At 53.0% G+C, this 25321-nt stretch carries 23 protein-coding genes; 4 read left to right on the forward strand and 19 right to left on the reverse strand.

The features are described 5' to 3' along the window. Positions 1-185: 185 nt before the first annotated feature. The 14 genes from acsC to COY37_RS08395 all read right to left on the reverse strand — a co-directional run bounded on the left by acsC (position 186) and on the right by COY37_RS08395 (position 19316). Positions 186-1544, reverse strand: a complete 1359-nt coding sequence (gene acsC, locus COY37_RS08330; RefSeq protein ID WP_286678065.1) for an acetyl-CoA decarbonylase/synthase complex subunit gamma — start codon at positions 1542-1544, stop codon at positions 186-188. Between the two features lie 34 nt (positions 1545-1578). Next, positions 1579-3786, reverse strand: coding sequence for an acetyl-CoA decarbonylase/synthase complex subunit alpha/beta (gene acsB / locus COY37_RS08335; RefSeq protein ID WP_286977202.1), 2208 nt, complete (start codon positions 3784-3786; stop codon positions 1579-1581). Then, positions 3779-5719, reverse strand: a complete 1941-nt coding sequence (gene cooS / locus COY37_RS08340; RefSeq protein WP_286678067.1) for an anaerobic carbon-monoxide dehydrogenase catalytic subunit — start codon at positions 5717-5719, stop codon at positions 3779-3781. Before cooS ends, acsB begins: the two co-directional genes overlap by 8 nt. Positions 5720-5820: 101 nt before the next feature. Further along, entirely contained in the window at positions 5821-6762 is a 942-nt protein-coding gene (locus COY37_RS08345; RefSeq protein ID WP_286678068.1) for an acetyl-CoA decarbonylase/synthase complex subunit delta, read from the reverse strand. An 83-nt stretch (positions 6763-6845) separates the two neighbouring features. Then, positions 6846-7616 (reverse strand): ATP-binding protein, encoded by a 771-nt coding sequence (locus COY37_RS08350; RefSeq protein WP_353682426.1) that lies wholly within the window; start codon positions 7614-7616, stop codon positions 6846-6848. A 139-nt stretch (positions 7617-7755) separates the two neighbouring features. Then, the gene (locus COY37_RS08355) at positions 7756-9699 is read right to left on the reverse strand and encodes an ASKHA domain-containing protein (protein WP_286678070.1); all 1944 of its coding nucleotides are present in this window, start codon (positions 9697-9699) and stop codon (positions 7756-7758) included. Between the two features lie 67 nt (positions 9700-9766). Then, positions 9767-11557, reverse strand: a complete 1791-nt coding sequence (locus tag COY37_RS08360) for a formate--tetrahydrofolate ligase (protein ID WP_286678071.1) — start codon at positions 11555-11557, stop codon at positions 9767-9769. Positions 11558-11806: 249 nt separating this feature from the next. Further along, entirely contained in the window at positions 11807-12568 is a 762-nt protein-coding gene (locus COY37_RS08365) for a LytR/AlgR family response regulator transcription factor (protein WP_286678072.1), read from the reverse strand. Continuing rightward, positions 12555-13889 (reverse strand): histidine kinase, encoded by a 1335-nt coding sequence (locus COY37_RS08370; RefSeq protein ID WP_286977204.1) that lies wholly within the window; start codon positions 13887-13889, stop codon positions 12555-12557. The genes COY37_RS08365 and COY37_RS08370 overlap by 14 nt, the downstream gene beginning before the upstream one ends. A 113-nt stretch (positions 13890-14002) precedes the next feature. Beyond that, on the reverse strand, positions 14003-15769 hold the full coding sequence (locus COY37_RS08375) for a diguanylate cyclase (RefSeq protein WP_286678074.1): 1767 nt from the start codon (positions 15767-15769) through the stop codon (positions 14003-14005). Between the two features lie 317 nt (positions 15770-16086). Then, positions 16087-16563 carry an aminoacyl-tRNA deacylase gene (locus COY37_RS08380; protein ID WP_286678075.1) on the reverse strand — a complete coding sequence of 159 codons (477 nt, stop codon included), beginning with the start codon at positions 16561-16563 and terminating at the stop codon, positions 16087-16089. A 233-nt stretch (positions 16564-16796) separates the two neighbouring features. Then, positions 16797-17666, reverse strand: coding sequence for a bifunctional 5,10-methylenetetrahydrofolate dehydrogenase/5,10-methenyltetrahydrofolate cyclohydrolase (locus COY37_RS08385; RefSeq protein ID WP_286678076.1), 870 nt, complete (start codon positions 17664-17666; stop codon positions 16797-16799). A gap of 57 nt (positions 17667-17723) precedes the next feature. After that, entirely contained in the window at positions 17724-18356 is a 633-nt protein-coding gene (locus COY37_RS08390) for a cyclodeaminase/cyclohydrolase family protein (RefSeq protein ID WP_286678077.1), read from the reverse strand. A 486-nt stretch (positions 18357-18842) separates the two neighbouring features. Further along, positions 18843-19316: a TIGR00725 family protein gene (locus tag COY37_RS08395; RefSeq protein ID WP_286678078.1), complete on the reverse strand. Its 474-nt coding sequence runs from the start codon at positions 19314-19316 to the stop codon at positions 18843-18845. Positions 19317-19363: 47 nt separating this feature from the next. Between COY37_RS08395 and COY37_RS11925 the strand changes: the two genes are divergently transcribed. Then, a complete protein-coding gene (locus COY37_RS11925) occupies positions 19364-19546 on the forward strand; it encodes a TetR/AcrR family transcriptional regulator (RefSeq protein ID WP_353682427.1) in 183 nt (60 codons plus the stop codon). On the opposite strand, the gene COY37_RS08400 is transcribed toward COY37_RS11925, so the two are convergent. Continuing rightward, entirely contained in the window at positions 19518-20339 is an 822-nt protein-coding gene (locus COY37_RS08400) for an arsenite methyltransferase (protein WP_286678079.1), read from the reverse strand. The genes COY37_RS11925 and COY37_RS08400 overlap by 29 nt on opposite strands. Before the next feature lie 57 nt (positions 20340-20396). After that, positions 20397-20711: an ArsR/SmtB family transcription factor gene (locus tag COY37_RS08405; protein ID WP_286678080.1), complete on the reverse strand. Its 315-nt coding sequence runs from the start codon at positions 20709-20711 to the stop codon at positions 20397-20399. A gap of 27 nt (positions 20712-20738) precedes the next feature. Between COY37_RS08405 and COY37_RS11930 the strand changes: the two genes are divergently transcribed. Together COY37_RS11930 and COY37_RS11935 are read left to right on the forward strand one after the other, a co-directional pair. Continuing rightward, on the forward strand, positions 20739-20969 hold the full coding sequence (locus COY37_RS11930; protein ID WP_286678081.1) for an ATP-binding protein: 231 nt from the start codon (positions 20739-20741) through the stop codon (positions 20967-20969). Between the two features lies 1 nt (position 20970). Beyond that, positions 20971-21108: an ATP-binding protein gene (locus COY37_RS11935; RefSeq protein ID WP_353682429.1), complete on the forward strand. Its 138-nt coding sequence runs from the start codon at positions 20971-20973 to the stop codon at positions 21106-21108. Between the two features lie 115 nt (positions 21109-21223). On the opposite strand, the gene COY37_RS08410 is transcribed toward COY37_RS11935, so the two are convergent. Further along, positions 21224-21640, reverse strand: a complete 417-nt coding sequence (locus tag COY37_RS08410) for a hypothetical protein (protein WP_286678082.1) — start codon at positions 21638-21640, stop codon at positions 21224-21226. 142 nt (positions 21641-21782) lie between these two features. On the opposite strand from COY37_RS08410, the gene COY37_RS08415 reads away from it, so the two are divergent. Further along, the gene (locus COY37_RS08415) at positions 21783-22790 is read left to right on the forward strand and encodes a cation diffusion facilitator family transporter (protein WP_286678083.1); all 1008 of its coding nucleotides are present in this window, start codon (positions 21783-21785) and stop codon (positions 22788-22790) included. On the opposite strand, the gene COY37_RS08420 is transcribed toward COY37_RS08415, so the two are convergent. Together COY37_RS08420 and COY37_RS11940 are read right to left on the reverse strand one after the other, a co-directional pair. Continuing rightward, entirely contained in the window at positions 22774-25071 is a 2298-nt protein-coding gene (locus COY37_RS08420; RefSeq protein ID WP_286678084.1) for a DEAD/DEAH box helicase, read from the reverse strand. The genes COY37_RS08415 and COY37_RS08420 overlap by 17 nt on opposite strands. Positions 25072-25170: 99 nt before the next feature. Continuing rightward, positions 25171-25321, reverse strand: a 151-nt coding sequence (locus COY37_RS11940; protein WP_502693040.1) for an NADH-quinone oxidoreductase subunit B family protein, incomplete at its 5' end; no start/stop codon positions are given.

The following is a 25321-nucleotide window of genomic DNA, read 5'->3' on the forward strand; positions in this document are numbered from 1 at the left end:
CAAGGCGGCTTGATGGGCCCACTCGTTACCCATGTATTAAAAGTCTTACTGTGAGACTCACTGTGAGACTCACTGTGAGAATAATCATCCTTCATAGTAGCAACCTTTCTTCTACGCACTACTATCAAAATTAGCGATTAGCGATTAGCTTCATTCGCTAATCGCTAATCGCTGTTCCCTGCTTCTTACGCCATTACAGGCTGGAAGCTCTTAAGGAACGATGGAATATCGGCGGCCTCACGCGGGCCGACAACGATCTTCCAGCCCTGAAGCTCTTCCTCTAATTCGCCGCTGATCTGCGCGACATAGCCCGGGATAACGACTGTTTTGTGTTTAACCTTGTCGAGAATGTCGCTCTTAGTGATAAAGGCGGCGATTCTCTCCGGGACAAACTTGCCTGCCGCCCATGCGGTAAGGGTCGAGAGACCGTCGGTATCGACGATTCCGAGCCATACCGGCATCTTGCTGCCCTCGATCTCGCTTGAAACGATGAAGTACGTAAGCGAGAAGTTGGTCGTAATAAGAATCGGCGATTCCTCGTTTGCGCCATTGATCGGATAGAAACCCTGATCGACCTGCATCGGCCTCTGCGGGTCGGTGTAGACGTTCTGGCGCAGGACAAAGAGGGCGTATGCCTTCTCCGGGCTGAGGTCTTTTAAGACCATAACGCCGCCGTATTTGATGGTGTAGACAGCCGCATGGACGGTCTCCATCATGTCATCCGCGGTCTCCTCGGCCGGGAATGTAATGGTCGGGTACCCAAACGGGCGCATTTTCTTCTTCAAGGCCGCGCGGCGGGTAAAGATAAGGTTCTGGAAGGTCTCCTTAAGGGTACGGGTACCCATATCGATAACCAGATCCTTCAGACCCATGCCGTCAAGCTTTGTGGTCAGGTCGCCAAGCTCGTCGAGCGAGGCCGGTTTTACCGCCAATGGCGCGCCATATTTCTTGGCGATTTCGGCCATGGCATCAACGTTCGCAGCGGTAGCTGCGTAAAGGAGCGGCTTCTTAATATCTGCGGACACAAAAGCGGCTTCGATAGCCGCAGGCTCTGCCATAAGAACGAGCGGATACTCGATAGCCGAAGCGACTTTTTTAACCATATCGGCGAACTTTCCGGCATCGCCGGACGTGTTCTTTACCGCAACGAGGTTAGCCCTTAAGGTCTGGCCTACGCGCTCGTATACCGTATCCTTTAGTGATTGAAGCTTGGAATCAACCGCAGCCGGGTCGTCGGTATCCTCGATGAGGAGCGCGTAACCCGGGGGGTTGAAGAATGTTTTCTCATGCCTGTACATAACGAGTTCCTCACCGATCTTAAGAGCATAATCACCCTCGCCAATGGTGACGCCCCTCATCGGAGGAGCCGAAGCCTCGGAAAGTAGGGCCTTCGCCTCTTCGCTAACGCTCGGGCACTGCTCAAGTGAAGCACCGCCCGCTGCAAGCTTCATTGCGAACGCCAGGCAGGTCGGAATACCGCACTGGCCGCAGTTTGTTTTCGGCAATTGTTTAAAAATATCCATGCCGGTTAAAGCCACATTCACTCACCTCCAAAAGAGTTGTTAGTCAATCAATTAATTAGCCGAGCATATCCATACTGAGAACCGGATGGTTCTTCGGCTTAATGAACGCCAATACTTCGTCCATGGTCATCGCGTTGGTCTCATCGGCGATCTTATCGAGTAAGTCCGGATCGCCTGAGCGCTCGGCCTGCGCCTCAAGAATACCGCGGAGCTGCTCTTTAAGCTCGGACGGCATCCAGACTACGCGGGCAAAGCCGCCGTCTGCCGAGAGGAACTTCGGGCTGCCGAGGAAGTACTTACCTATACCGGCCATACCCGGGTTCTGCATACCGCCGCCGACCAGACCCGCCATGGTGGAAAAGCCCATACCAAACGGGGTGCCGCCGGCGTAATCGCGGTTAACGATCATGAAACCGCTGTAGATCATACCGGTCTCCTCATCCATAAGCGGCAGGTGGGCAACGATAGCCTCGAAGCAACCGCAGGAGGTCATCGGGTTCTGCATCATTGAGTAGGCGTACAGCCTCGGGACCGCGCCGTTTGAAGCCCCCGAGAGGAACTCGTTGATACCGCTCCACTCGCCGTTCTCTGCATCCAGCGTCTCGCCCTTGAGAATCGGCTGGTTGGGGCCGGTCGGGTTGATCTCATACGAGGCCTTGCCATCGAGCCAGTTGTACGCGCCGCACAGGCCCAAACGCTGCGGGGTGATAATACAGACATGCGTCGGAGCAAACGACTGGCACAGCGTACAGCTATAGAACGTGTCGACGTTATCATCGGTAAGGCCGCCGACGCGCTCGTCACGCTCATGATATTCCTTGCGGGCTACCTCGATGAGTTCATGGACTTTATCATTATCGGTGATCAAGGTCACCTGAACCTTGTCGACGATAGCCGGGAACTCGTTCATGATCTTGGTATGCAGTATCTTACCGATATCCGTTAGTTTGAAACCTTTATCAACGGCTTTCTTGCCCACGCGCATCCACACGACATCGCGCTGTGAGACGTGCATGACGCCCTCAGCCCCGTTGATCAGGTGATGGATCTGGCGCTCGAGAATCGGCTCGAAGTCTTTCTGCATCTTGCGTCCGGCAACATCGACAAGAATGGCCAGTGGATATGCCTTCTTCTCCTGCATGTCTTTGAGGTCGATACCGACAAGCTCTATCTTGTTGTCTTCGACCTCATCCATATCTCTCATGCGCAAGAGTTCGAATGCCTCGCTCTTGCTTCCGCCAAACTCGGCGAATAGGTCGTCTTTACGGATACGCTCGCCCTCAAAGGCCGCGCCGTAGGCAACAGGAATCGGTATCTTGTCGATCTTAATTTTAAGACCGCGAACCTCGATTGATTTCTGGATGATGTTCTCAACCGGCACGTTGGATACAACGTGCTCGTAAGTGCAAACACCGGTCGGCAGGATCTGCGGGATATCGGTGTCTGCGATTGTCGGGAAGCCGTAGTTGATAGCGCCGGCTGCCGCAGCGTACTTTATGGGATCGACCTCGCCAAGCGCAACAACGAAGGCGAAGACGCGGTTCTTGTTATAGCGAAGGATTCTTTCGTAATCACCCGGCTGAACACCGCCGAACGACATAGCCGCCCTCGTGGCAAACCCAATCGAATATATCTGTCCGTATACATGCGGGTCAAACGGTACGAGACGGGTATCCCAACCCAGCTCTACGCCGGCCTCGGCAAGCTGATCGGCCATGCATATGCCATTGGTTGAGCCGGCCATGAAGGCGTAGAGGCTCTTCTGCTGGAGTTCGCGAGCAAGAGCTACCGCTTGCTCGGTAGTTGGAGCCGCACCTACGACCGCGGCAAAGCCGGGGGCCGAGCCATCTACAAACTCAACGCCGCGGGCACGCATGATAACGTCATCGGCCGCACCTAGATAAAGATCGTTAACCGGTGGCTCACCTATGCCGATATAGCGAAGCGCCATAATCATCTCGGCGCCAAAGAGGGTGGCAATACCGGCATCAAGGGTGTTACCAAGATACGGCAGCCACAGGTCTTGGCTCGGCTCCTCCGGAAGGAGGTCCTTAGCTATTTTGAGAACGCGCTCCATATCGGAGACCTTCTCGATTTTCTCGCCGGTTAGACCATAGATAACCGGGAGGAAGTATCCGGTGTTTGGAAACGCAACCGCTTCATTCGGGCCTTTTGCATCAACGGCCTCTTTGATTTTTTGCTCCGCCAGGTTGACGGTCTCGTGTGCGCCCCTAATTGCTAAAGTAGCAATAATCTTAGACATTTAGTTCCCTCCTCATATCCATATCGAAGAGGACTCTTTCCTTCTGTGTATCGATACCTAGAGCTTTTCTCTTCGCTTGAATCTTGTTAAGCGTGGCTTCGAGAATTTCTTCTTTTGTCGGTAAGAACTCAAATGTCGCGCCGAACTTCTCTTTAAAGCCCTCGGTCGTAAGTCTCATCATTTCACTGCTTCCGCGATACGGAGCCTGGACGCCGCCAAAGATAACATCCGCACCGCTGGCAACGCAGTAGAGCGCAATGGTAAGCGCCTTCTCCGAGTACCACTCGGGAGCGATACCGACTGCCGGCAGGTCGCTGATGTCCTCGCCGAGCCCGCCCTCCCGGACGACTTCGGTAAGCACGGTAAGCACGCGGCTGTTGTCAACGCAGGAGCCGAGGTGTAGAACCGGCGCGATACCGATGGTCTCGCAGATTTCCTTGAGGCCCGGGCCGGCCATCTCCATCGTCTCCGGTGTCATGTAACCCGCTTTCGCGGCGCCTTGTGCGGCGCAACCGGTCATAACAACGAGAATATCGCGCTTGATGAGTTCCTCAACGAGGAACCTGTGCGAGTCGTCGTGCGTTGTACGCGGGTTGTTGCAGCCAACGATGGCGACTGCACCCTGAATACGGCCGCTGATGATAGCATCATTGAGCGGACGGAAGGAGGCGCGGAACTTTCCACCGAGCATGTACTTGATATACTCGTGGCTGTAGCCGGCGATCATCGGCTTTTTGTGATCGGGGATAAAGACCTCGCCCTTGCGGTTTGCAAAGTTATCGATAGCCGCTTTGACGATTGTCTTGGCGGTCTCTATAGCATTGTGCTCTTCGAACTGGATGTGCTCGGCACCGGTGATCTTGGCGCGCTCGTTGGTGGTGATAACCTTGGTGTGATATTTCTTGGACGCCTCAACGATGCCCTGGAAAACGCACTGCACGTCAACGATCATGGCATCGACAACACCGGTTGCGATGGCTAGCTCCTGCTGGAGAACGTTACCGGCCGGGCCAACGCCACGGCGCATCAAAACTTCGTTACCGGTACAGCAGATACCGCCGAGTGTGATGCCCTCGGCGCCTTTGCTCTTTGCGTACTCGATCATCTCCGGGTCGGTCGCTATATCAACGATCTTCTCAGATAGAAGCGGCTCGTGACCGTGGAGGATGATGTTAACGTCTTTTTGTTTTAGAATACCGAGGTTGGCTTCGGAGCGAAGCGGCTTCGGTGTGCCAAACATAATATCTTGAAGGTCGGTCGCCATCATTGAACCGCCCCAACCATCGGCCATCGCGCAGCGAACCGATGACATAAGAATGTGCTCGGCATCCTGGTCGACGCCGGCGTGGGTCTGGTGCATGAGCTGTACGACCTCGCGGTCAAACCCGCGCGGATACACTTCGAGATCTTCCCAGATTTGCTGGCGCTTCTCGGTTGCGCGATGTACATACGCCATGGGCGTGCCCTCTTGTTTGCCGTATTGGCCGAGAGCGGCCTCACCAACGGCGACGGCGATCTCCTGAACGGTTTTGCCTTCGGTCTGAACACCGAAATACCCGGCGACCGTCATGAGTTTTGCTTCGTCTTTGATGCCATAACCAGGCGCCTCACCCTTTGCTGCGGCGAGGAACGTCATCGCTACCGAGCGACCGTGATCCGAGTGTGCGGATGCACCCGCCGCAACGGCGCGAGCAAGGTTACGGGCGGCAACAGTGTGAATCGTAGCACCGCACACACCGGTTTTCTCTCTGCCCTCTTTGCTCTTCCCGCCAAGACGGCACGGGCCCATACCGCATACACGGCAGCAGCTGCCCTCGGAGCCGAAGGTACACGGCTTCATCTCTTCAGCTCGGCTAAACATGGTAGACATGTCGCCGACTTTCTCCAGCATTTCGATTGTTGCCGGATCAACGCTTCTGATTTTGTCGGACATATTCTCTCCTTCTTACTGCTTATTCTCTAGGTGGACCCCTCCAGAAGTTGGTCCACTGTCTTCTTACACGAATAGATGCGTACTAATTAGATATGCACGAATTAGATACCGAACTCAGCAATTGTCTGCTTGATGAGTTTAACCGACTCCGGGTGCCTCATGATAAGCAGGTCGGCGCCGGCCAACATAACCGAGACCGCGGTAAGCGTCTCCCAGATGATGCCCCTCTTTCTCTGGTCGCCCCACTGCGGAGCCTCTTCCTGGCTGATTTTAGCCTCTTTTGCCTTCCATACCTCTTTGCCGAGGTTGGAAATGGTCGGCGACTGAAGCATGTTGTCGTTCTGCGTGAGAGCGGCCAACTTAATCCTCTCATTGACCGAGAAGCAATACTCAAGACCGTAGCCAAGAGCACCGGTTGACGGGTCGATAAGCAGGTTATCAACCGCTATGCCAAGGTTGCTCATCAAGATGTTGAGCTGCTTTGCCATATTGACGTCGATTGGCGTCTCGCCGGCAACCTTAGCGCCAAAACCCATCGCCGCGGCGGCGATTGATTTATAGTTATCCTCAACGGCAGGACCGAGGACGACGTTTTTGCCCTGTGTGGCCTCGGCAACCGCCTTAAGAACTTCCGAGTCCTTATCGACGTTGCCGGAGCCGTAAACGATAACCGGAATACTGACAGCATCGAGAACCGCCTTGACGGTTGCCACCGCATCGCCAACGCTTCTGTTAGCGCCGTTTGGGTCGGTGCCGGCAAGCTGCAGACAGATTATGTCTGCGCCGAACTCGCTCTCGCACTTCTTAGCCCATGCCACAGGATCGCCCCAGACGTCGCCGAGAACGCTTTTCAATTCATCAGCCCAGCCCAGCGGCTCGGTATCGAATACCTCCATCGCGATCTTCGGCCCATTCGGTACGGATCCTTCAAACGTATAAAACGGCAACGTGTTCTCGCCGCCTACGGCAACCTGCGCTGCCGAGCCCAACTTAATCTCTCTAATCTTTCCATTGTAGGATTCAGTCGGTGCTTGAAAAGCCATTTATTTTCCCCTTTCTTTGAAACGTTTGCTTTTGACGGACTCTTACTAATGAACTTTTTCTCTCTATATCTCTCTAGATATCTCTAGATGCCAAACTTACCAAGTATAGTATCTAACGCCCGGACTACAGGAGAATCTTCAGGGAGTTCAACAAGCGGGGTGTGCTTTATGACATAGTCGATAAGCATGTCGTCCGCAGGTATCGTTCCCAGCACCTCCAGGCCGTAGTTTTTCGCTTCTTCTATCAGGCTTTCGGGGGCTTGCCCGTTGACCCTGTTTATTATAAGACCCGTCTCTTTAACCGAGACTTCCATCTCTTTGGCTAAATCCTTAATCCTGGCCGCCGTCATAATACCGATCGGGTTCGGCTCGGAGACGAGCAGAAGAAGATCGATCTTCTGTGTCGTGCGGCGGCTCAAATGCTCCATTCCGGCTTCGTTATCGATGACCACATACGGATAATTCTTTGCCAGGATATCGATATAGCGCTTGAGCATGTTGTTGGCGGCGCAGTAGCACCCCGGCCCTTCCGGGCGACCCATGACCAGCAAGTCGAATCCGCTGCTCTCAACCAGCGTATCCTGCAACAGGTACTCCATGTACATATCTTTTGACATGCCGGCCGGGACCTCGTTGGCGCCGATTTTCTTCTTAAGCTCCTCGCGCATCCCGCCTATCGTCGAGTCGACCTTAACGCCAAGTTGCTCGTTAAGGTTAACATTTGCATCGGCGTCAACGGCAAACACCGGGGTCTTACCCTTCCTCAACAGGTGCCCGACAATCAGGCTTGAGATTGTGGTCTTTCCTGTGCCGCCCTTACCGGCGACGGCTATTGTAAAACTCAAAACTAACACCTTCCAATGGCCATTTAGCTGGCCTGATTTATAGCTTAATCACTAAACAGTCGTGCTGTTTGTAATTCCATCTCGAGATTACGCGCTTATCTTATAAGACTTACTAATAAGATTCAACAAATCAGCGCCTAATCGCCTGCTAAACTCCGCTTCGCTCCTTGACCCGTTCCATCACGCCGGGGAATGCATCTCTATTAGTGTGCGGCAGGAAGAGCGCCGAGACGTAGTTATCCATAAAGCTCGGATTGGTGCTGAGTTCAAGGTACGTCATTTTCTTGGCGATATCCTTTGCCGACTCGCGGGCGGTTTGGGATAAGAGGACAAGGTGCGCCCCCATGAGCGAGCCGTTGCCCACGTATTTAACGATTTCCTCGGGAAACTCCGGCAACAGGCCGATAGTGATGGCCTGGTCGAGTTCGAGGTAACGGCCAAAGCCACCGGCGATGAGCACCTGCTCGATCGCCTCAACCGGCATACCCATCGAATCGAGAAGGGTCGTGATGCCGGCGTAAATCGCTCCCTTGGTGCGAATAAGGTTGTCGATGTCGGCCTCGGTGATGACGATGTCTTCCTTGACCGCCGAATCCTCCGCCCAGACCAAGACGTATTCCCCTTGGCCGTTGTTCTCGCGGATGCGCGGATGACCGGTCTCGATATTAAACTTGCCCTTCTCATTAATGATTCCTGTCAGGAACAGCTCGGCCAACGCGTCGATAAGCCCCGAGCCGCAGACGCCCTTAGCTTTGGTCTGACCGATGGTCAATATCATGGGCTCATAGGTGACCGGGTTAATGCGGACCGTCTCGATCGCACCTTTTACCGCACGCATGCCGTACTTGACCGAGCCGCCCTCAAAGGCCGGTCCGGCCGAGCACGCACAGGAGAGCAGCCACTCGGAGTTTCCAAGGGCCATCTCACCGTTGGTGCCGACGTCTATATAAAGCGTTACTTTATCGGTTTTGTATACGCCCGAAGCCAACAGACCCGAGGTGATGTCGCCGCCGACGTAGCTGGCGCGACCCGGGATGCAGTAAACGCGGGCGCCCTTGGCGATATCGATGCCAAGGTTGGATGCTTCTACCGTTGGGGCAAAGTTAACTGTTGGGATATAGGGCTCCTCGCGGATGTATCGCGGGTTGATCCCGTAGAAAAGGTGAACCATTGTCGTGTTGCCGGCCGCAACCATGTTGACGATATCGTCTTTGCTCACGCCGGTCTTCTCAAGAAGCCTTTTTATAAGTCCGTTTATCGTGTCGGTAACAAGACCCTGAAGCCTCGTCAGGCCGTCTTTTTTCAACGAATAGACGATGCGGGAGATGATATCCTCGCCGCAGCTTACCTGTGAATTATAATCAGAAACCCGACCCAGGGATTCTCTGGTATTCAGATCGATAATTTCGGCATAGACCGAAGTCGTACCGATATCGACCGCCAGGCCGTAATGAGTAGCGGAGTGATCGCCGGAATCAAGGCGAATAAGACGCGGGCACTCGCCGTCCCTGCCTTCTACAAGGGTTGCGGTTACTTTCCAATCGGCCTCGCGCAGTTTGACTGCCATTTCTTTGAGGCAATCCAGGTCAACAGCAAAATCAACGATCCCGTGAACGCGCGTGAGTTCTCTTTTCAGGCGCTCGAGGTCGCTCAGGTTGTCTTCCAGATTTGGGGCCGTCATTTCGACGTAGAGCCTGCGGGTTGCCGGCTCGAGTTCGAACTCGCCAAACAGCTCGCTTAAGTCTTTGCTCGTAAGAACAGACCCGTGAGTAACCGAACGGTGTTCGCGCTCAAGGGCCGCCCTACCATCGCCCATTTGGGACTCGACCGGTATGCGCACCTCCGCGTCGCCCAGCACCTTTGTTGTACATGCTAACGTATAGCCTTTTGCAATCGCGTCATCGGAAAGCTTTGCCGTTGGTTGTTTTTCTACGTCCCCTTCTTCTACTACAACCCGGCACTTGCCACACGTGCCGCTTCCGCCGCAAGAGGCGTTAACGTGAACACCGGCCAGCATAGCTGCCCGGAGCAGGTTTTCTCCTTTTTCTACTTCTACTTCCCTATTGTCGGGGTAAAAGCGAATCTTTGGCATTCTTAAACCATCCCGACTTTCCTTACAATTTAGATATTTTCAAAGTTTTAAGTCTCTTTAGAACAATCTAGAACAATCCGCTTACTTCGCCGGTGTTTACATCGACGTCGACTCTTCTGTAAGCCGGATCGGATGCCGTACCCGGCATCAAGCTGATTTCTCCCGCCATCGGGCAGAGGAACTTGGCACCGCTGTAGACCAGAACGTCGCGGATCGGCAGCTGCCAGCCCTTCGGCACACCCTTCATCGTCGGGTCGTGCGTGAGGCTCAAGTGAGTCTTAACCATCATGGTTTGGAAGTCGGCAAACGCCGGATCGGACTCGAACCTCTTTGCTTTGGCCTCGGCAACCGGCGACCACTGTACGCCGTCCGCGCCGTAAACTTCCTTGGCGACCATCTCTACGCGCTGGCGCAGAGGCATCTCTAATGGATAGAGCGGCTTGTAGTTGGACGGCTCGTTGGCGGCATCCATAACGGTATCGGCCAGCTCGGCAGCGCCCTCGCCACCGTACATCCAGTGCTCGGAAACCGCAACGCGAACGCCAATCTCGGCGCAAAGCTTGCGGACGAGGTCATGCTCGGCCTTGGTATCGGTGTAGAACGCATTGATAGCAACAACCGGGACGATACCGGATTTTTTGACAATATTCACCATGTGGCGCAGATTCTCAAAGCCCTTCTCGACAAGGCCGAGGTTCTCTTTTGTGTATTCTTCTGAAAGCGGGCGTCCGGGAGCAACGGTCGGGCCGCCACCGTGCATCTTCATAGCCCTGATGGTGGCAACGATAACCGATACGTTCGGTACATTACCGGAGAGTCTGCATTTGACATTCCAGAATTTTTCGAAACCGATGTCGGCGGCGAAGCCGGACTCGGTCACGGCGTAATCGCAAAGTTTTAGAACCAAGCGGTCGGCAATGATCGAGTTCTGACCGATAGCGATGTTAGCGAACGGACCTGCGTGGACTAGAACCGGCTGGCCCTCTACCGAGTAGCACAGGGTCGGGTTAATCGTATTGCGCATCCAGGCGGTCATGGCGCCGGCCACATCCAGGTCGGATGTTGTAATCGGCTTGCCGGTGCGGTCGTAGGCAACGGTGACCTTGCCAAGGCGATCCCTGAGATCGGCGAGATCCTTGGAAACAGCGAGAATCGCCATCAACTCGGAACCAACGGCGATACCGAAACGGGACGCCATCGGGTAGCCGTCTTTCTTGCCGCCAAGGCCGATCATGATGTTACGGAGCGACTGGGCGCAGAAATCGATGACCCAACCCATCTCAACGTTTTTCGGGTCGATATCAAGGCGCCTGAGGCCACGCCTGGTAAGCTCTTCATCGGTGTAGTTACACTCATGCTGGTAGCGCGAGGTAAGGGCAACCATGGCGAGGTTGTGCGCGTTCATGATGTCGTTGATATCACCGGTAAGGCCCAATGAGAACTCTGTCATAGGGATAAGAAGCGCGTTTCCGCCACCGGCAGCCGTACCCTTGACGTTCATGGTCGGTCCGCCTGATGGCTGGCGTAATGCGCCACCTACATTAATGCCTTTTACGCCAAGACCTTGAATAAGGCCCATGGAAACTGTGGTCTTGCCTTCACCCAGAGGGGTTGGCGTAATAGCTGTTACCTCGATGTACTTGCCGTCCGGTTTGTCTTTTAAACGGTCCATTATTTTCAGAAAGTCGAGCTTGGGGGTCTTACCAAAAGGAATCATTTCTTCCTTAAGTATGCCAAGCTTATCGATCCATTCCTCAGGAGTAGGTAGATACTTCATTGCTTCTGCGGCAATCTGCCAATCCTTATTCTTGGTTGGATCCATCGACCTCGGATTGTAGACCTTCTCTGTCGTTCCCATAGAACCTCCTTGTTGTTTGCGTGATTGTGCCCCGCTCAAACTAAAACCCCCTAGCCTCTCGGTCGGAAGGTAGATTGAATACCAAACATCCTCGTCAAGAAAACACTGTATAAATACTTAATTATATGCCTCAAAGGGATTGACAGCAATTTTGAGCCCGTGAAGGTAGCATTTTAACCGTGAACGTGTTAATTCTGGGTTAAACGGTACACGTAATGGTACACCGTTGCTGTTGTGGGAGGTCTTGCACTACATACCGAGCATCGCTTTGAGCTGCTGGCCGCGACGGCGGCTAACTGGGATCTCGTTTTGCTGGTTGCACCGAACCTTAAGGACGTAGCTTCGCCCATACATCGGAACGATCTCGATGACATGGCGCAGGTTCACGATATAGCCCCGGTGCACCCGTAAAAACGACTTGCTGGCCAGGCGCTCCTCAAGGGTCTTTAACGTAAAGCGGGTAATAAAAGTGTTATCCGCCGTATGCACGAAAACGATGTCGTTGCGGCTGGAGATATAGACGATATCGCGCATGGGCAGAAGCAGCGTCTTTCCCTTGCTCTCAACCGGAATTCTCTCGATATCTATAACAGATTTTTCTTGCCGGACGTCCTGTTTGACCACCGCAGCAGGCTGCACGCCCGAGAGCCTTTTGTCGACCTTGTCGATGGTATGCGTAAGGCGCTCCTCGTCGATCGGCTTCATCAGATAATCGACAGCATCCAGCTCAAACGCTTTGACCGCGTACTCACCATAGGCGGTAACAAAAACGACTGCCGGCACATTGGGCAGCTCTTTTATCGCCGTGACCACGTCGAGTCCGCTCAGGCCCGGCATCTGGATATCGATGAGGATGAGGTCATAGTTAAGCGCCTTGATAAGCTCAAGCGCCTCCGTCGAGTTGGTTGCCTCGCCGATTATTTGCACGTTTGGAATCCTCTCAAGCAAGTACCTTAGCTCAGAACGCGCCGGTGCCTCATCATCAACAATCAGGGTTTTAAGCTGTCTCATTCTCTTTACTCCTGGAAATCGGGATATTTAAAAGCGCCCGGGTGCCCACACCCAGCGTGCTTTCGATCTTAACTTGGTAGTCCTCACCATATATGCTGCGAAGTCGCTCATTTACGTTGCTCAGTCCTATCCCACTACCCTTACCATAACCAAATTTTATGACTTGGTCTAGGTCTTCTTCAGAAATTCCACGGCCGTTGTCGGCAACCGTTATCTGCATATTATTATCGGCAAGCCGCGCGATGATACTAATCTCAAGTTCGCGCTCCTCACAGAACCCGTGTTTTACCGCGTTCTCGACAAGCGGCTGTATCGTGAGCGCCGGGAGGATGCACTCCTGGGCGTCGTTGTCGATATCGAAGCTGATATCAAGGCGATCGCCGAAGCGCGCCTTCTCAAGCACCAGATAGTTTGCAATGTAGTCAAGCTCCTGGGCAAGTGTAATAAAGACGTCCTTCCACTCAAGCGATTTGCGAAAAAAATCGGAAAACTGCACGAGGAGTTTACGCGCCTTCCGCGGGTCGGTGCGGATAAACGCCGTTATCGTGTTCAGCGTATTAAAAAGAAAGTGCGGGTTGATCTGCGCTTGCAGCGCCCGCAGCTCCGCGTGATAGGTAAGTTCTCTTTGGCGCTCAAGCTCTGAGAGTTCAATCTGTGTACTCAACAGCTGGCCCAATCCTTCTGCCACCGCTATTCTACTCTCGGTAAGCTTTTTAGGATTGTCGTAATAAAACTTAAGTGAGCCCACAGCTTTCCCCGTCTTCTCGAGAGGAACGACAACCGCTGCTTTAAGCTTACAGTTGACCATCGGGCAACCGATCTCGGCCTTTGAACCGAGGACGCGCGTCGTGTCGGTCTCGATCGAGTCCTTTGTGGCGCGCGTGAGAATGGGCTTTCCAACCAGGTGATGGTCTTCGCCGACACCCCTGAACCCGAGGATCGTCGTGCGGTCCGTAATCGAGACCGCAACCGCATCGGTCTGCCTGTGGATGATATTGATAACTTCCGAAGCCGACTTGGCGTTCAGGCCTTTCCTTAAATACGGCAGTGTCCGTCGCGTAATCTCAAGTATCTGGCAGGATTGCTTGGCCTTGCTATGCTCGGCCTGGCTCGCCAGCCGAAAAATGGTGAGCGCCGCAAAGACCATCGCGATTGAAGGTACCGCCAAAAGCAAGAAGAAAAACAAGCTGACGCGCATCCCGAAGAGATCTGTGTTCAAGTAAATGACCGCAAGGGCAAGCAGACTTCCAAAGACGATGCTGCCTAGGATGTAGTAGAAATTATTGACGTAGTTTTCATCCCATTTCCTCAGATCAAACACGTGCTCCCACCCGTATTAGTAATACTAACAGGAAAATTTTACCTGTTGTTGCGCTCAATTAAGATAGATTATAGCTAAAACTTTAGTCCTTGGATATGCTCATTTTAACGGATTTACTCGGCGGGAACGTCCGCGATGGCCACGGTCTTGTTGCGGCCTGCTTCTTTTGCTAGGTAAAGCGCCTCATCCGCTTTTCTTAATAAGCCCAAAGGTTCGGACATCGAGGATACGTATGAACTTACCCCGATGCTTAAGGTAGTGGAGATATTAAGGTCGGGGTTCAGCAGGATGGGGTTCGTCTCGACCCTGTGGCGCAGCTTCTCCCCAACCTTGTATGCCTTCTCAACACTGGTTTCGGGGAGGATAAGCGCAAACTCATCCCCGCCGTAGCGCGCGGCAAGGTCGGATTGGCGCAGGTTGGCTTTGAGCATGCCGGCGATGGTCTTAAGCACCGAGTCACCGGTTACGTGCCCGTAGGTGTCATTGATATCCTTAAACTTATCTACGTCGATCATGATGAGCGAAAGCTCCGAGCCATAGCGTTCTGCACGATTGAACTCGACCGAGAGCCGTTCCAGGAAACTCTTATGGTTATAAAGCCCGGTCAATCCATCGGTCACGGCGGTCTCTTTGAGCTGGGATATTATTCGGTTGTAGACTTTCCGCTGGAATGGGAAGCACATGTTCCAATCGGCGATTCCCTGGTAGATGGCGACCGCCTGCTCGCGGCAGGTCCGATACCCGCAAGCGCCGCAGTTAAGCTCGTCTTCTACCGTGAACTTCTCGCCCTCGGCGAGAATCTCCTGGATGGCCTGCTCGCTCGGCATGGGAAGGTCGACTTGTTTGTTCGAGAACGCCTTAAAGGTGTCGATCTTGGGTAAGTACGGCTCGACCTGGTCGAAGGTAAGTTGCTCGGATGCTTTCACCAGACGATTCTGGTACGACTGCTCGATGACGTGCTTGCGCACATGGATCCCTAAGTTGGTGTCGATACCAGGGCCGTCGATACATCCCTGGCAGGCCAACATGTCGATAAACTTGGCCTTGATATCCCCGGAAAGAAGTGCGCTTGCCAGGCTATCCAGGTTGCGGACACCCCGCACGACCATAAGGTTGGGATCAAGCATATTATACTGGGCGATCGTCGGGCGCGGGAAACCCCCGGAAACCGAGTAACGTCGCCTCACCTCGGGTTTTGGGCTCTCTTCCAGGCGAAGCTCATTCTCCGATCCTGCAAAACGTATCCTCAAGAGCTGCTTGAATTCCTTAAAGGTAAGAACCGCATCGGCTGAATTACTGTTTTTGGCTTCATACTTAGCCGCAATACATGGTGTCGCGTAGACCACGGCCACATCGGGCCCGTAAATGTGTTTGATAAGATTGGCCTGCGTAACCATCGGCGAGGCGATCGGCGCCAAATAGCCGGTCAAAGCGGAGTAATACTTCTCAACCCAGGTGGTTACCGCCGGGCAAGTCGAGCGTAGTACCGGAAAGTCCCGTTCGATAGAGAAGTAGCGAAGATACTGCCGTGCGACCATCTCATCGGCAAGCACGGTGTCCTCGTATCCGTAAAACCCGGCCCACTCGATTAAGAAGGCCAGCTGCTCCTGTGTCATGGGATAAAACGATGCAAGATACTCGGGGGCAAGAACCGCTATGGTTCTTCTACTTGAGGAAAGCAGCGCAAAGGCCTTTTCAATATCTGGTCCAAGCTCAATAGACCCCTTGGAGCAAGCCGCAACACAGCGCCCGCAGTAGATGCAGCGCTCGTCTAAAATTTCTATCTGGCTGTCGGCCATTTTTATCGCTTTAACGGGACACGCACGTATGCAGGCATAGCATTCTTTGCAGAGTCCCTCAGGTACGGATAATATGCTCATTGTTAAAATCCAATAAACCTTGCTTCGCAAACAACGCCATAAGGTGGTAGGAAAGGACTATGAATCGGCTGGTGCGAATAGTAGAGTAATAAGCTATTTTCAATTTGCCAGGCCGTTGTGTATGCCTCATGCCACATATTGGCCAGCTAAGCAAAACCGTGGAGCAATGGAACGCTAGAACAATAGATCGCAATGTCATCGCTTAGCGCATACCTGCGCTTATCTATATTCCATGAGCCATACAAGCTCTATTGCTCTATAAAATCGTCAGGGACAATTTTATAATAATATATGAGCTACTCAGTCACAAGAAAAGATTATACCCGGCCGTCGTCTGCAATGTCGACGATTTGAGCGTTTCCGGCGGATATGAGGTCTGTGGGTTTGATCTTTAACACGGCATTTGTCTGCCCACCGCAGGTATAGATAATGGGGATGGAAAGAAGTCGTAAATCAATGTAAACCGGCATTTCGTTGGCATGTGCAAGGGGCGGGATACTGCCCAAGATATAGCCGGTGAGGCTTACCGCATCCTGCGGCTCAACGAGCTTGATCCTGCTTGCGCCGGTGATGGCCTTGAGCTTGCGCACATCCAGGCGCCGGCTACCGGGTATCATGACCACCAGCGGGTTTCCATCGGCTTCGACAATCAACGTCTTACCGATTTCAGACTGGTCGAGCCCAAGTGAGGCGGCCGCCATCGCCGCCGTTCGTGCAGGCATCTCCACCAGGCTGATCTCATGTGGAACCTCAAGAGATTGCAAATAATTATGTAAATCGATACTGGTTCTCATACAAGCCCCCCCTCAACTCTTCAAGAACCCTCTCATCTACTAAGAAATCGTATCACTAACCGCCCCTTTCAACAAGGTTATTTCGATACAAGTTGAAATAACCGACAAGCCTCTGACCAGGCATGAAAGCTTGCGACTACTAGATTTTACCCATTCCTAAACCATTAATTACAGGGGATGACCTGCGGACGAGCTAAAATCTGCTGCAATCGCTAAAATAATAGCAAAAAGTACTATACCATCACCAGGTTGTTCTGCATTTCACAGGCCATAACGGTGTGTTTGCAAAGAACCGCGGTGGTAACCGAGCCTACGCCGCCCGGAACCGGTGTGATTTTCTCAACGATCGGCTCGACCTGCTCGTAATCGACATCGCCGACAAACTTACCGGGGTTGTCCGGGTCTTCGTTGATGCCGACATCGATAACCGTCTGCCCGGCCTTCACAAAATTACCCTTGACCATCTTGGCCTTCCCGACGGCGGTAACCAGGATTTCAGCTTCCCGGCATACCTCGGGCAGGTTCTCGGTTCTGGAGTGGCAGATGGTAACCGTGGCGTGCTCGCGCAGGAGCAACATGGCAACCGGCTTGCCGACAACAAGCGAACGGCCGAGCACAACGGCCCTTTTCCCTTTAAGCGGGATATCGTAAAACTTCAAAATTTCCATGCAAGCGGCCGGCGTACACGGTGCAAAACCGGTCGGGTCGTCGGCAAAAACCTTGGCCGCACTATCGAGATTCATGGAATCGACATCTTTTTCAACAGGGATAAGCGAGCGGATTTTGCGCTCATCCAAATGCTTCGGAAGCGGGGCGAACATCAAAATGCCGTTAATGCTCCGGTTCGCGCCGACCTCGATAACCGCTTTTTCAAAGTTCGCCTGGTCGATGTCTTCCGGGTACTTAAATACCTCGTACTGCATACCGACGGCCTCGCAGGTCTTCTTGGCGCCGCCCTCATAAAAGAGGTCGTCCGGGCGCGCTCCCACGCGCAAGATACCGAGTTTGGGCGTGATACCCTTGCTTTTGAGCTCTTCGATCTTCTTGCTCAGGTCTTCCTTTATGGCGTCGGCAACGGCTTTTCCCGCCAGTCTTTCCGCCAATTCAATCTCCCCCTTACGTGCTATTACTTAAGCTTAATTACTTAAGCTTATTTTTGCTTATTTGGTTAATTTGTCGAGGACCAACTGCAGGGTCTCGTCGGCCAGCTTGGAGCCGTCGCTTAAGAGCCGGTTCATCTCGTTGCGTGTCGAACTTACAAAGTCCTGGTCCTTAATCGTGTTAAGGTTGATGACGACGTTTAACATACCGCTGATCAACGCGGATTTCAAGAACACGACGCCGCAGCCCACATCCGAGATGGCAAGCATGCTTCCGATCTGGCCCATGCGGTTGTGGATTTGAATACCCTCGTAGGATTTACGCATGATCTCCATCGGCACCGAACAGGCCTCTTTGGAATATTTCTCAAGCGCATCGGCCTTTGCCTGCTGCTGCTCTTCAGTTTCCTTCGGCATTCCGTATGCTTTAGAAAGGGGCTCAAAGACCTCGGCATCGCGATCGACCAGCGTCTCGAGTTCGGCCATTACTTTGTAGCCCTTGTCGAGCAAGTCTTTGACCTCGTCCTCTACCTCCGCATATTTCTTTTTACCTACGGTCAGATTGCCGACCATATTCGAGAGCGCCATACCGATAGCGCCGCCGGCCGCCGCCGCGCCGCCGCCGCCCGGCACGGCCTCTTTGGATGCCAGTACATCCAGAAAATCCTTACAACTTTTGTCCAACATTCCCATTACAATATCATCCCCCTTTAACGCCTTGCCCCCGCTAAGGCTATTAAAAATTTCGTCTGGCGTATTACGCTTATCGCTGTGTAATCACTGCATAAGATTACTGTGCAGACAGACCCTTACTATGTTAAGTTACCCCGTCAGGAGCGTCAATACTTGTGCCAGCGCGTATCCAGAAGAATTACGAATTGCGAATGTCGAATTAGTAGGGGTCTAGAAAGTGGGTTCTGGTAGGCAGCATGAAGCTAAAAATAGTAGTGCAGTAACTAATGAAATTATCAATGTAGAGGCGGAGTTTGTCTCCACCTAGACGGGTGTGCTATGTCGAGGAGGGCCGAGACAAGCTCGGCCCCTACGAGCGCTAGATGTCATTCTGAACGAAGTGAAGAATCTAGAGAGCAGTAAGTATTATTAGAAGTAAGAGTGTCTAAGCTTAGATAAAGCTTACTATTGATGATGGTTTAGCTGAAAGCTGAAAGCTGACAGCTTCTAGGCTTTTATCGCCTTGAAAGCCAATTCCACTGCTTTATCAGCAGTCTCAGCGGCAATGATGCCGGTATCTTGCTTGCCTTCGCGATAGAGCGTCCATGATTTCAGCCCGACGACCGGTTTGCCCATCTTTAAGGCAAGGCCGATCTCCGAGAGCGTCCCGTAGCCCGCGCCGATTGCGATCACCGCATCACCCGAGCGCACCACCAGCGCATTTCGTGCATGGGCCATATCTGTCGGTATGGCGATGTCCAGGTACTCCGATGCCCCGCGCCGATCCGGCCCCGGCAGGATGCCAACAGTTGTCCCGCCCGCCTCTTTCGCTCCCTGGGCGACCGCATTCATCACCCCGCCAAGCCCGCCGCAGACGACAATCGCACCACGCTCGGCCACAAGGCGCCCGACTTCGTAAGCGACATCGTTAAGTTCTTCATTTTCAGCTCCAAGGCCGATTACCGAGATGTAGGTTTGCATCAAATCCTCCAGTTAGCACAGAAAACAAGGCTTAATAATAGGTGCGCATGCATTATGATGCTTGGCCAATTTATGGCCAATTCATATCTCTCGTCCACAAGTGGGATTACCGGTTCTTCTATCGCGAGTTAAATTCTCTCATTAATAACGATGATGGGTTAAAGAAATCCTTTATCGCACTTCAAGAGAGGCAAATAACAGCTATCGATCGGCTTTTTTTGCACGGATAAATGCGCTGATTATCGATCCATTAATTTGTAAGAGTTCGGCCTCGGATAAATCCAGGGAGAAACCATTCGCTTGCGAGTCGGTAAGGTCATATTCCCGTGTAGTCTCAACGCTAATGTTAACAAAACCGACTGTCGCCAGCTTGTCTCGATACTCCTGATCCAAGAGCGCCCCGGCTATGCAGCCGGCCCAGGCATTTAAGTCCTGTTGGACTTTCTCGGGCAAGGGTCTGGTTAAGACGATATCGGAAACTGCCAGACGGCCGCCGGGTTTCAGTACCCGATAAGCCTCCTTTAAAACCCGGTCCTTATCAGGCGAGAGGTTGATAACACAGTTGGAGATGATTACATCCACCGCATTATCGGGTAGCGGAATATCCTCGATATGACCTTTTAAAAACTCCACATTGTTAATGCCCGCCCGGGCCTGATTTGCCTTGGCTTCGGCCAACATCTCATCGGTCATATCCAGGCCGTAGGCTTTGCCGGTAGGGCCAACCCTCTTTGCCGACAGCAAAACATCCAGTCCGGCACCGCTGCCCAGATCCAGCACCACTTCCCCGGAAAATAATTCGGCCAGCGCTGTTGGATTACCACACCCCAATGAGGCGGCTACCGCATCCTCAGGCAACCCGGCTATCTCCTCTATCCGATACAAATCTTTGGTGATGATATCAGTCGTCTGGTCTGGCGACCCGCCACAACAACCGGTTGAACCGGCACCGCAACAGCTCGTCTTTTGTGTAATAGCCCGGGCGTACTTTTGCCGAACCACCTCTCTAATGTCCTCGCTCATATTAACCCTCCTAGTAATCTTCCTATCAAAATATTTTGATATATTTGCCCAAAAATTTTAACTCTCGCCAAGGTCTTGATTTAGCTGTTCCATAAAAGCTCGTACTGTTTCGGTGTTAATAAAGTAATGCTTCCACTTGCCCCTGGGTTCCTCGATCACCAAACCAGCATCAACCAGTTCTTTCATATGATAAGAAACCCGCGACTGAATAAGGCCTAATTCCGTCATTATTTCACAGTTACACAGGCCTACACGCTCACCATCTTCACTGGTCACCTTACAGCATTTGGCCTCGCCGTGAACCAGCATCATCATAATTTGGTAGCGAATAGGGTCGCTTAACGCCTTGGCAATTCTTACATTATCAACCATACCATTACCATATCAAATATTCTTGATATGTGCAAGGAGCAACTACAATTCTACTACCGTGCCCCTAGGCTTTTGTCCGAGTTAAAGATTGCAAGGGCCGATGGATCTTACGTAAAGCTTTTAAACAAGCTGGCCAAAACTTCAGTTCTAGCCATAGACGACTGGGGCATAAACGCTCTTTCAGAGCCGGAAAGAAGAGGCATCTTGGAGGTCGTAGAAGATCGGTACAAGATGCGCTCAACGATAGTCGTATCTTAAGATGCCGGTTAATAAGTGGCATGATGTAGTCGGCAGTCCAACTATCGCAGATGCTATTCTGGATCGGCTGGTGCACAACGCCTACAAGATTGATATGAGAGGGGGATCCATGCGAAAAAATACCGAAAACTTGACTTGATTGCGTCCACTTGTAAATCATTGAAGTTGCCAGCGTCGCTTTGCTCCGAAAGTGGCCGAAATCGCCGGAATACGCAAGATGCCCCCGTAGGAACTTTACCACATTCCCACAAACGCTACTGCGAGGGGACGAAGCGAGAAAAGTATATTGGATTTCCATCTTTTTCCCATTTAAGCAACAAAGTCGGAATACACCTATTTGGCCCATCTGGGTAATCTTTTGCTAAGAGAAAATCCTTGTTTAGTTCCTCAAATCTTTTATCGCTTCGCATTACAACTGTAAGTAATTTGGGCTTGCTCAATTCAGCATTATAAAACCCAACACTATCCGCACTCGCCATAACATTGTAAAGTTTATGTGCAAGCTTGAATGTTGCGGTCGGTTGCTCAGATCTCTTAATAGTAGAATCATGTCTCACTCTCGAAGTATTTTTCTGGCAACCGGCCATTATTAATAGAAGCAAAGCAATAACAGAGAAAGTGATCACCTTTCGCTGTTTACGTCGCAAATTACCTAACCTGATTTCCGCCAATAATCTCACCATTCTTCGAATCGATCCAAACATCACCTACGTGTTGACCAGTCTGTGGATCATATGTTAGCACTTACCAACCTTCAGTTGCAGAAAATGATGAGGTAGAATAGAATCATCACGATAACCGACGAGGTAACTTATGTTCAATAAAAACCACTCGCACGGCCGTGAGTATGCCCACGGCGCTCACGGGCATACTCACGGCGCAGTCGATCCTACTATCTACACTACCGCTAGGGGCATCTGGGCGATAAAGTGGTCGTTTGTCGGGTTATCCATCACTGCCATATTCCAGATCATCGTTGTGTTGTTTTCTGGAAGCGTTGCCCTTCTGGCTGACACGATTCACAATTTTGGTGATGCGGCTACCGCAATACCGCTTTGGATTGCCTTTGCGCTTGAGAGATTAAAGCCGACAAAGCGCTACACCTACGGCTATGGACGGGTTGAGGATTTGGCAGGAGTTACCATCGTTTTTATTATTTTAGTGAGCGCCATTGTTGCCGGGTATGAATCCACCAACAGACTCCTTCATCCGCAAACGGTAAGCCATGTGTGGGCAATCGTTATCGCCTCTCTTGTCGGATTTCTCGGAAATGAGGTGGTTGCTCTCTTTCGCATCAGGGTTGGCAAAGAGATCGGCAGCGCCGCCCTTATCGCCGACGGCTACCATGCACGTGTTGACGGATTGACAAGCTTAGCTGTTCTCTTCGGTGCAATCGGCGTGCTCCTCGGCTATCCGCTTGCCGATCCCATTATCGGGCTCTTAATTACGGTTGCTATTGCCCGCATTGTGTGGGATTCGGCTAAGGCGGTGTTCTCACGGCTTCTCGATGGGGTCGATCCTGAAGTGGTCGATGAGATCAGGCACGCTGCAAATCATGTGGCCGGTGTAAAGGATATTACTGAGGTTCGAGTGCGTTGGCTGGGGCACCGCCTGAGAGCTGAGGTAAATATTGCGGTCGATCCTAACCTTTCCGTTGAAAAGGCGCATGAAATCGCCGTTGAGGCGCAGCACCAGCTTCTGCATCATCTAAGCTACCTATCACACGCCACGATACACATTGACCCGATAGGTGCCTCCGGGGAAGAATTTCACCGCTTTGACGAGCACGCGCATGATAACTTGCCTATTCATTCGCACTAGATGCGGGAATATGTTTTGTCCCCTTTAAAATTTGCTTTAATATCCCAACCGCCGCTTTTTTATTCAACGGCTCGTTCCAGTTGCCGCATTTGGGGGATTGGATGCACGATGGACAGCCGTCCCGGCAGGGGCAGTTTTGGATAACTTCGAGCGCGGTCTTCAAGTGCTCTTCGGCAATCCAAAAGCCGCGCTGGGCGATACCGATGCCGCCCTCGAAGCCGTCGTAGATGAAGATGGTGGCCTGTCCGGTGTGGGGGTGGTAGGGGGTTGAGACGCCGCCGATATCCCAGCGGTCGCACATCGCAAACATGGGCAGCATGGCGATGGCCGCGTGCTCGGTGGCGTGGATTCCACCCGCGAGCGCAAGCCCATCGAGCCCGAGTGTATCGATGATCTCATCGGAGACGGTAAACCAGAGCGCCTCGGTTTCAAAACGCACCGGGGGCAGATCGAGTTCTTCCATCCCGATGACCTTGCCGTCCGGGGATTTTCTCTGGTATGCGGTGATATAGTTGGTGACTTCAACCTGGCCGAAGCTCAGCTCGGTCGCGCCGAGCCTGCGCGTCTCGGCCTCGGCGATAACCCGAACGTCGGTCTCTTCGCGGGGCTCCGTGTAGTACTCGTCGCTCCCCCGCCCGACGAGGGCGACATGCTCGTTTGTGTCGAGCAGGCGCACCACATACGGCTCGCCCTGGTGCAGGTAGATCGCTCCGGGATAGATCTCAAAAAACGCCCGTGTCGCCTCGGTCGTACCTAACAACGTTCCGGTAGATTCCTCGACAATGGCATATGTCGCCTGTGATGCCGAGCGGATGCTGATATCCTGCGCAGGAAAACCGGGTGCGCCCAGGAACCAGCGCCCCTTTCGCTCTTTGAGCTCACCGGATGCCAGAAGCGCATGCACCGCCGCCTCAAATCCCTCTCCGAAATAGGTGCGGTCGGCCGGGACAAGCGGGATTTCATACGCCGCACAGCGAAGATGCCGTCCCAAGATTTTCTGGTTATCCAGATCGATGATGGCCTCTTCAAAGTTGCGCCCGAAGAAATACTCGGGGTGATCGATATAGTACTGGTCGAGCGGGTCGCTGCCCGCCACCAGCACCGCCAGCGACTCGCCGATCGTCCTGCCGGCGCGCCCCGCCTGCTGCCAGGTCGAGGAAATCGTCCCGGGAAAACCGTTCATGATGCAGGCATCCAGCGCCCCGACATCGATGCCGAGTTCGAGCGCGTTGGTGGTCGAAACCCCCAAAAGCTCGCCCGAAAAAAGGCGCTCCTCGATAAGGCGGCGCTGCCCCGGCAAGTATCCTGCGCGATACGATGCGATTCGTTCGGCGATATCGGGGCGGTCGTCCAGGTAGCGGCGCTCGTAATTTAGCACCAGCTCGGCAAGTTTGCGCGACTTGCTAAAGGCAATCGTTCTAAAGTGCTCTTTTGAAAGCTCGCCCAGAAGCCACGTCGTCTCCCAGGTGATGCTTTTTCTCTTCCCCGAGGTCTCGTCGATGAAAGGAGGGTTCCAGAAGACCCACGTCTTCTGACCCAGCGGCGCACCGTCCTCGGTAACGACATCGACATCAAGGCCGGTCAGGCGCTCGGCAAGCTCCTGGGGATTGGCGATCGTCGCCGAGGCCATGATGAATTGGGGGTGGCTGCCGTAGTGGTGGCACAGGCGCCTTAAGCGCCTGATCGCCTGGGCCACGTTAGAGCCAAAAACGCCACGCAGAACGTGGATCTCATCGACGATTATATATTTCAGGTTGAGTAAAAAGCTTGCCCATTGCTTGTGAAACGGCAGGATGCTGTAGTGAAGCATATCCGGGTTGCTCAAGATAAGCGATGCGTTTCTGCGGATGGCTGCGCGCTCCTCGCGCGGGGTATCCCCATCGTAGGTATCGACCATCCCGGGAAAATCAAGCTCTTTGATAGCGCGCAACTGATCCTGAGCCAGGGCTTTCGTGGGGAACAAATAGAGGGCGTGCGTTTTTTTGTTCCCGAGCATCTCCTCAAGAACCGGAAGGTTATAGCACATACTTTTCCCGCTTGCCGTGCCGCTTACAACAAGAACATTCTTGCCGTCGCGCACCAGGTCAAGCGCCTTAGCCTGGTGGATGTAAAGTTCGTCGATCCCGATGCGAGAAAGCCGCTCTTTTACGCCATCGGGCAGGCCGCCTTCAGGGGTCGCAAACGAGGCCGCCTTTGTCGGCAACACGCGCTCGTGCACGATCTGCCCGCCGTACTCTTGTTTTCTTCGGATATGTCCCAAAAAACCGGCAATCTCATCCATACCACCATTATGAGCATGAAACGAAAATATTGCAGCAGGCCTTACGTAAGGGAACAACCATCAGGATAACCGGAGCGACCGCCGAGCGTGAACGGTAGCTTAGATAGTGCCGCTTCGCAAAGCCAGGATGCTGCGTAAGATTGCCCGCGGGCTCGGCGGGCATCCGGGGATATAAAGGTCGACGCCGATAAACTCATCCACCCCTGTGCCGGTAACCGGGGTATTCCCAAATAATCCACCGGAACAAGCG

Source organism: Candidatus Aquicultor secundus, from assembly GCF_002791875.1.
GTDB classification, from domain to species: Bacteria; Actinomycetota; Aquicultoria; order Aquicultorales; family Aquicultoraceae; genus Aquicultor_A; species Aquicultor_A secundus.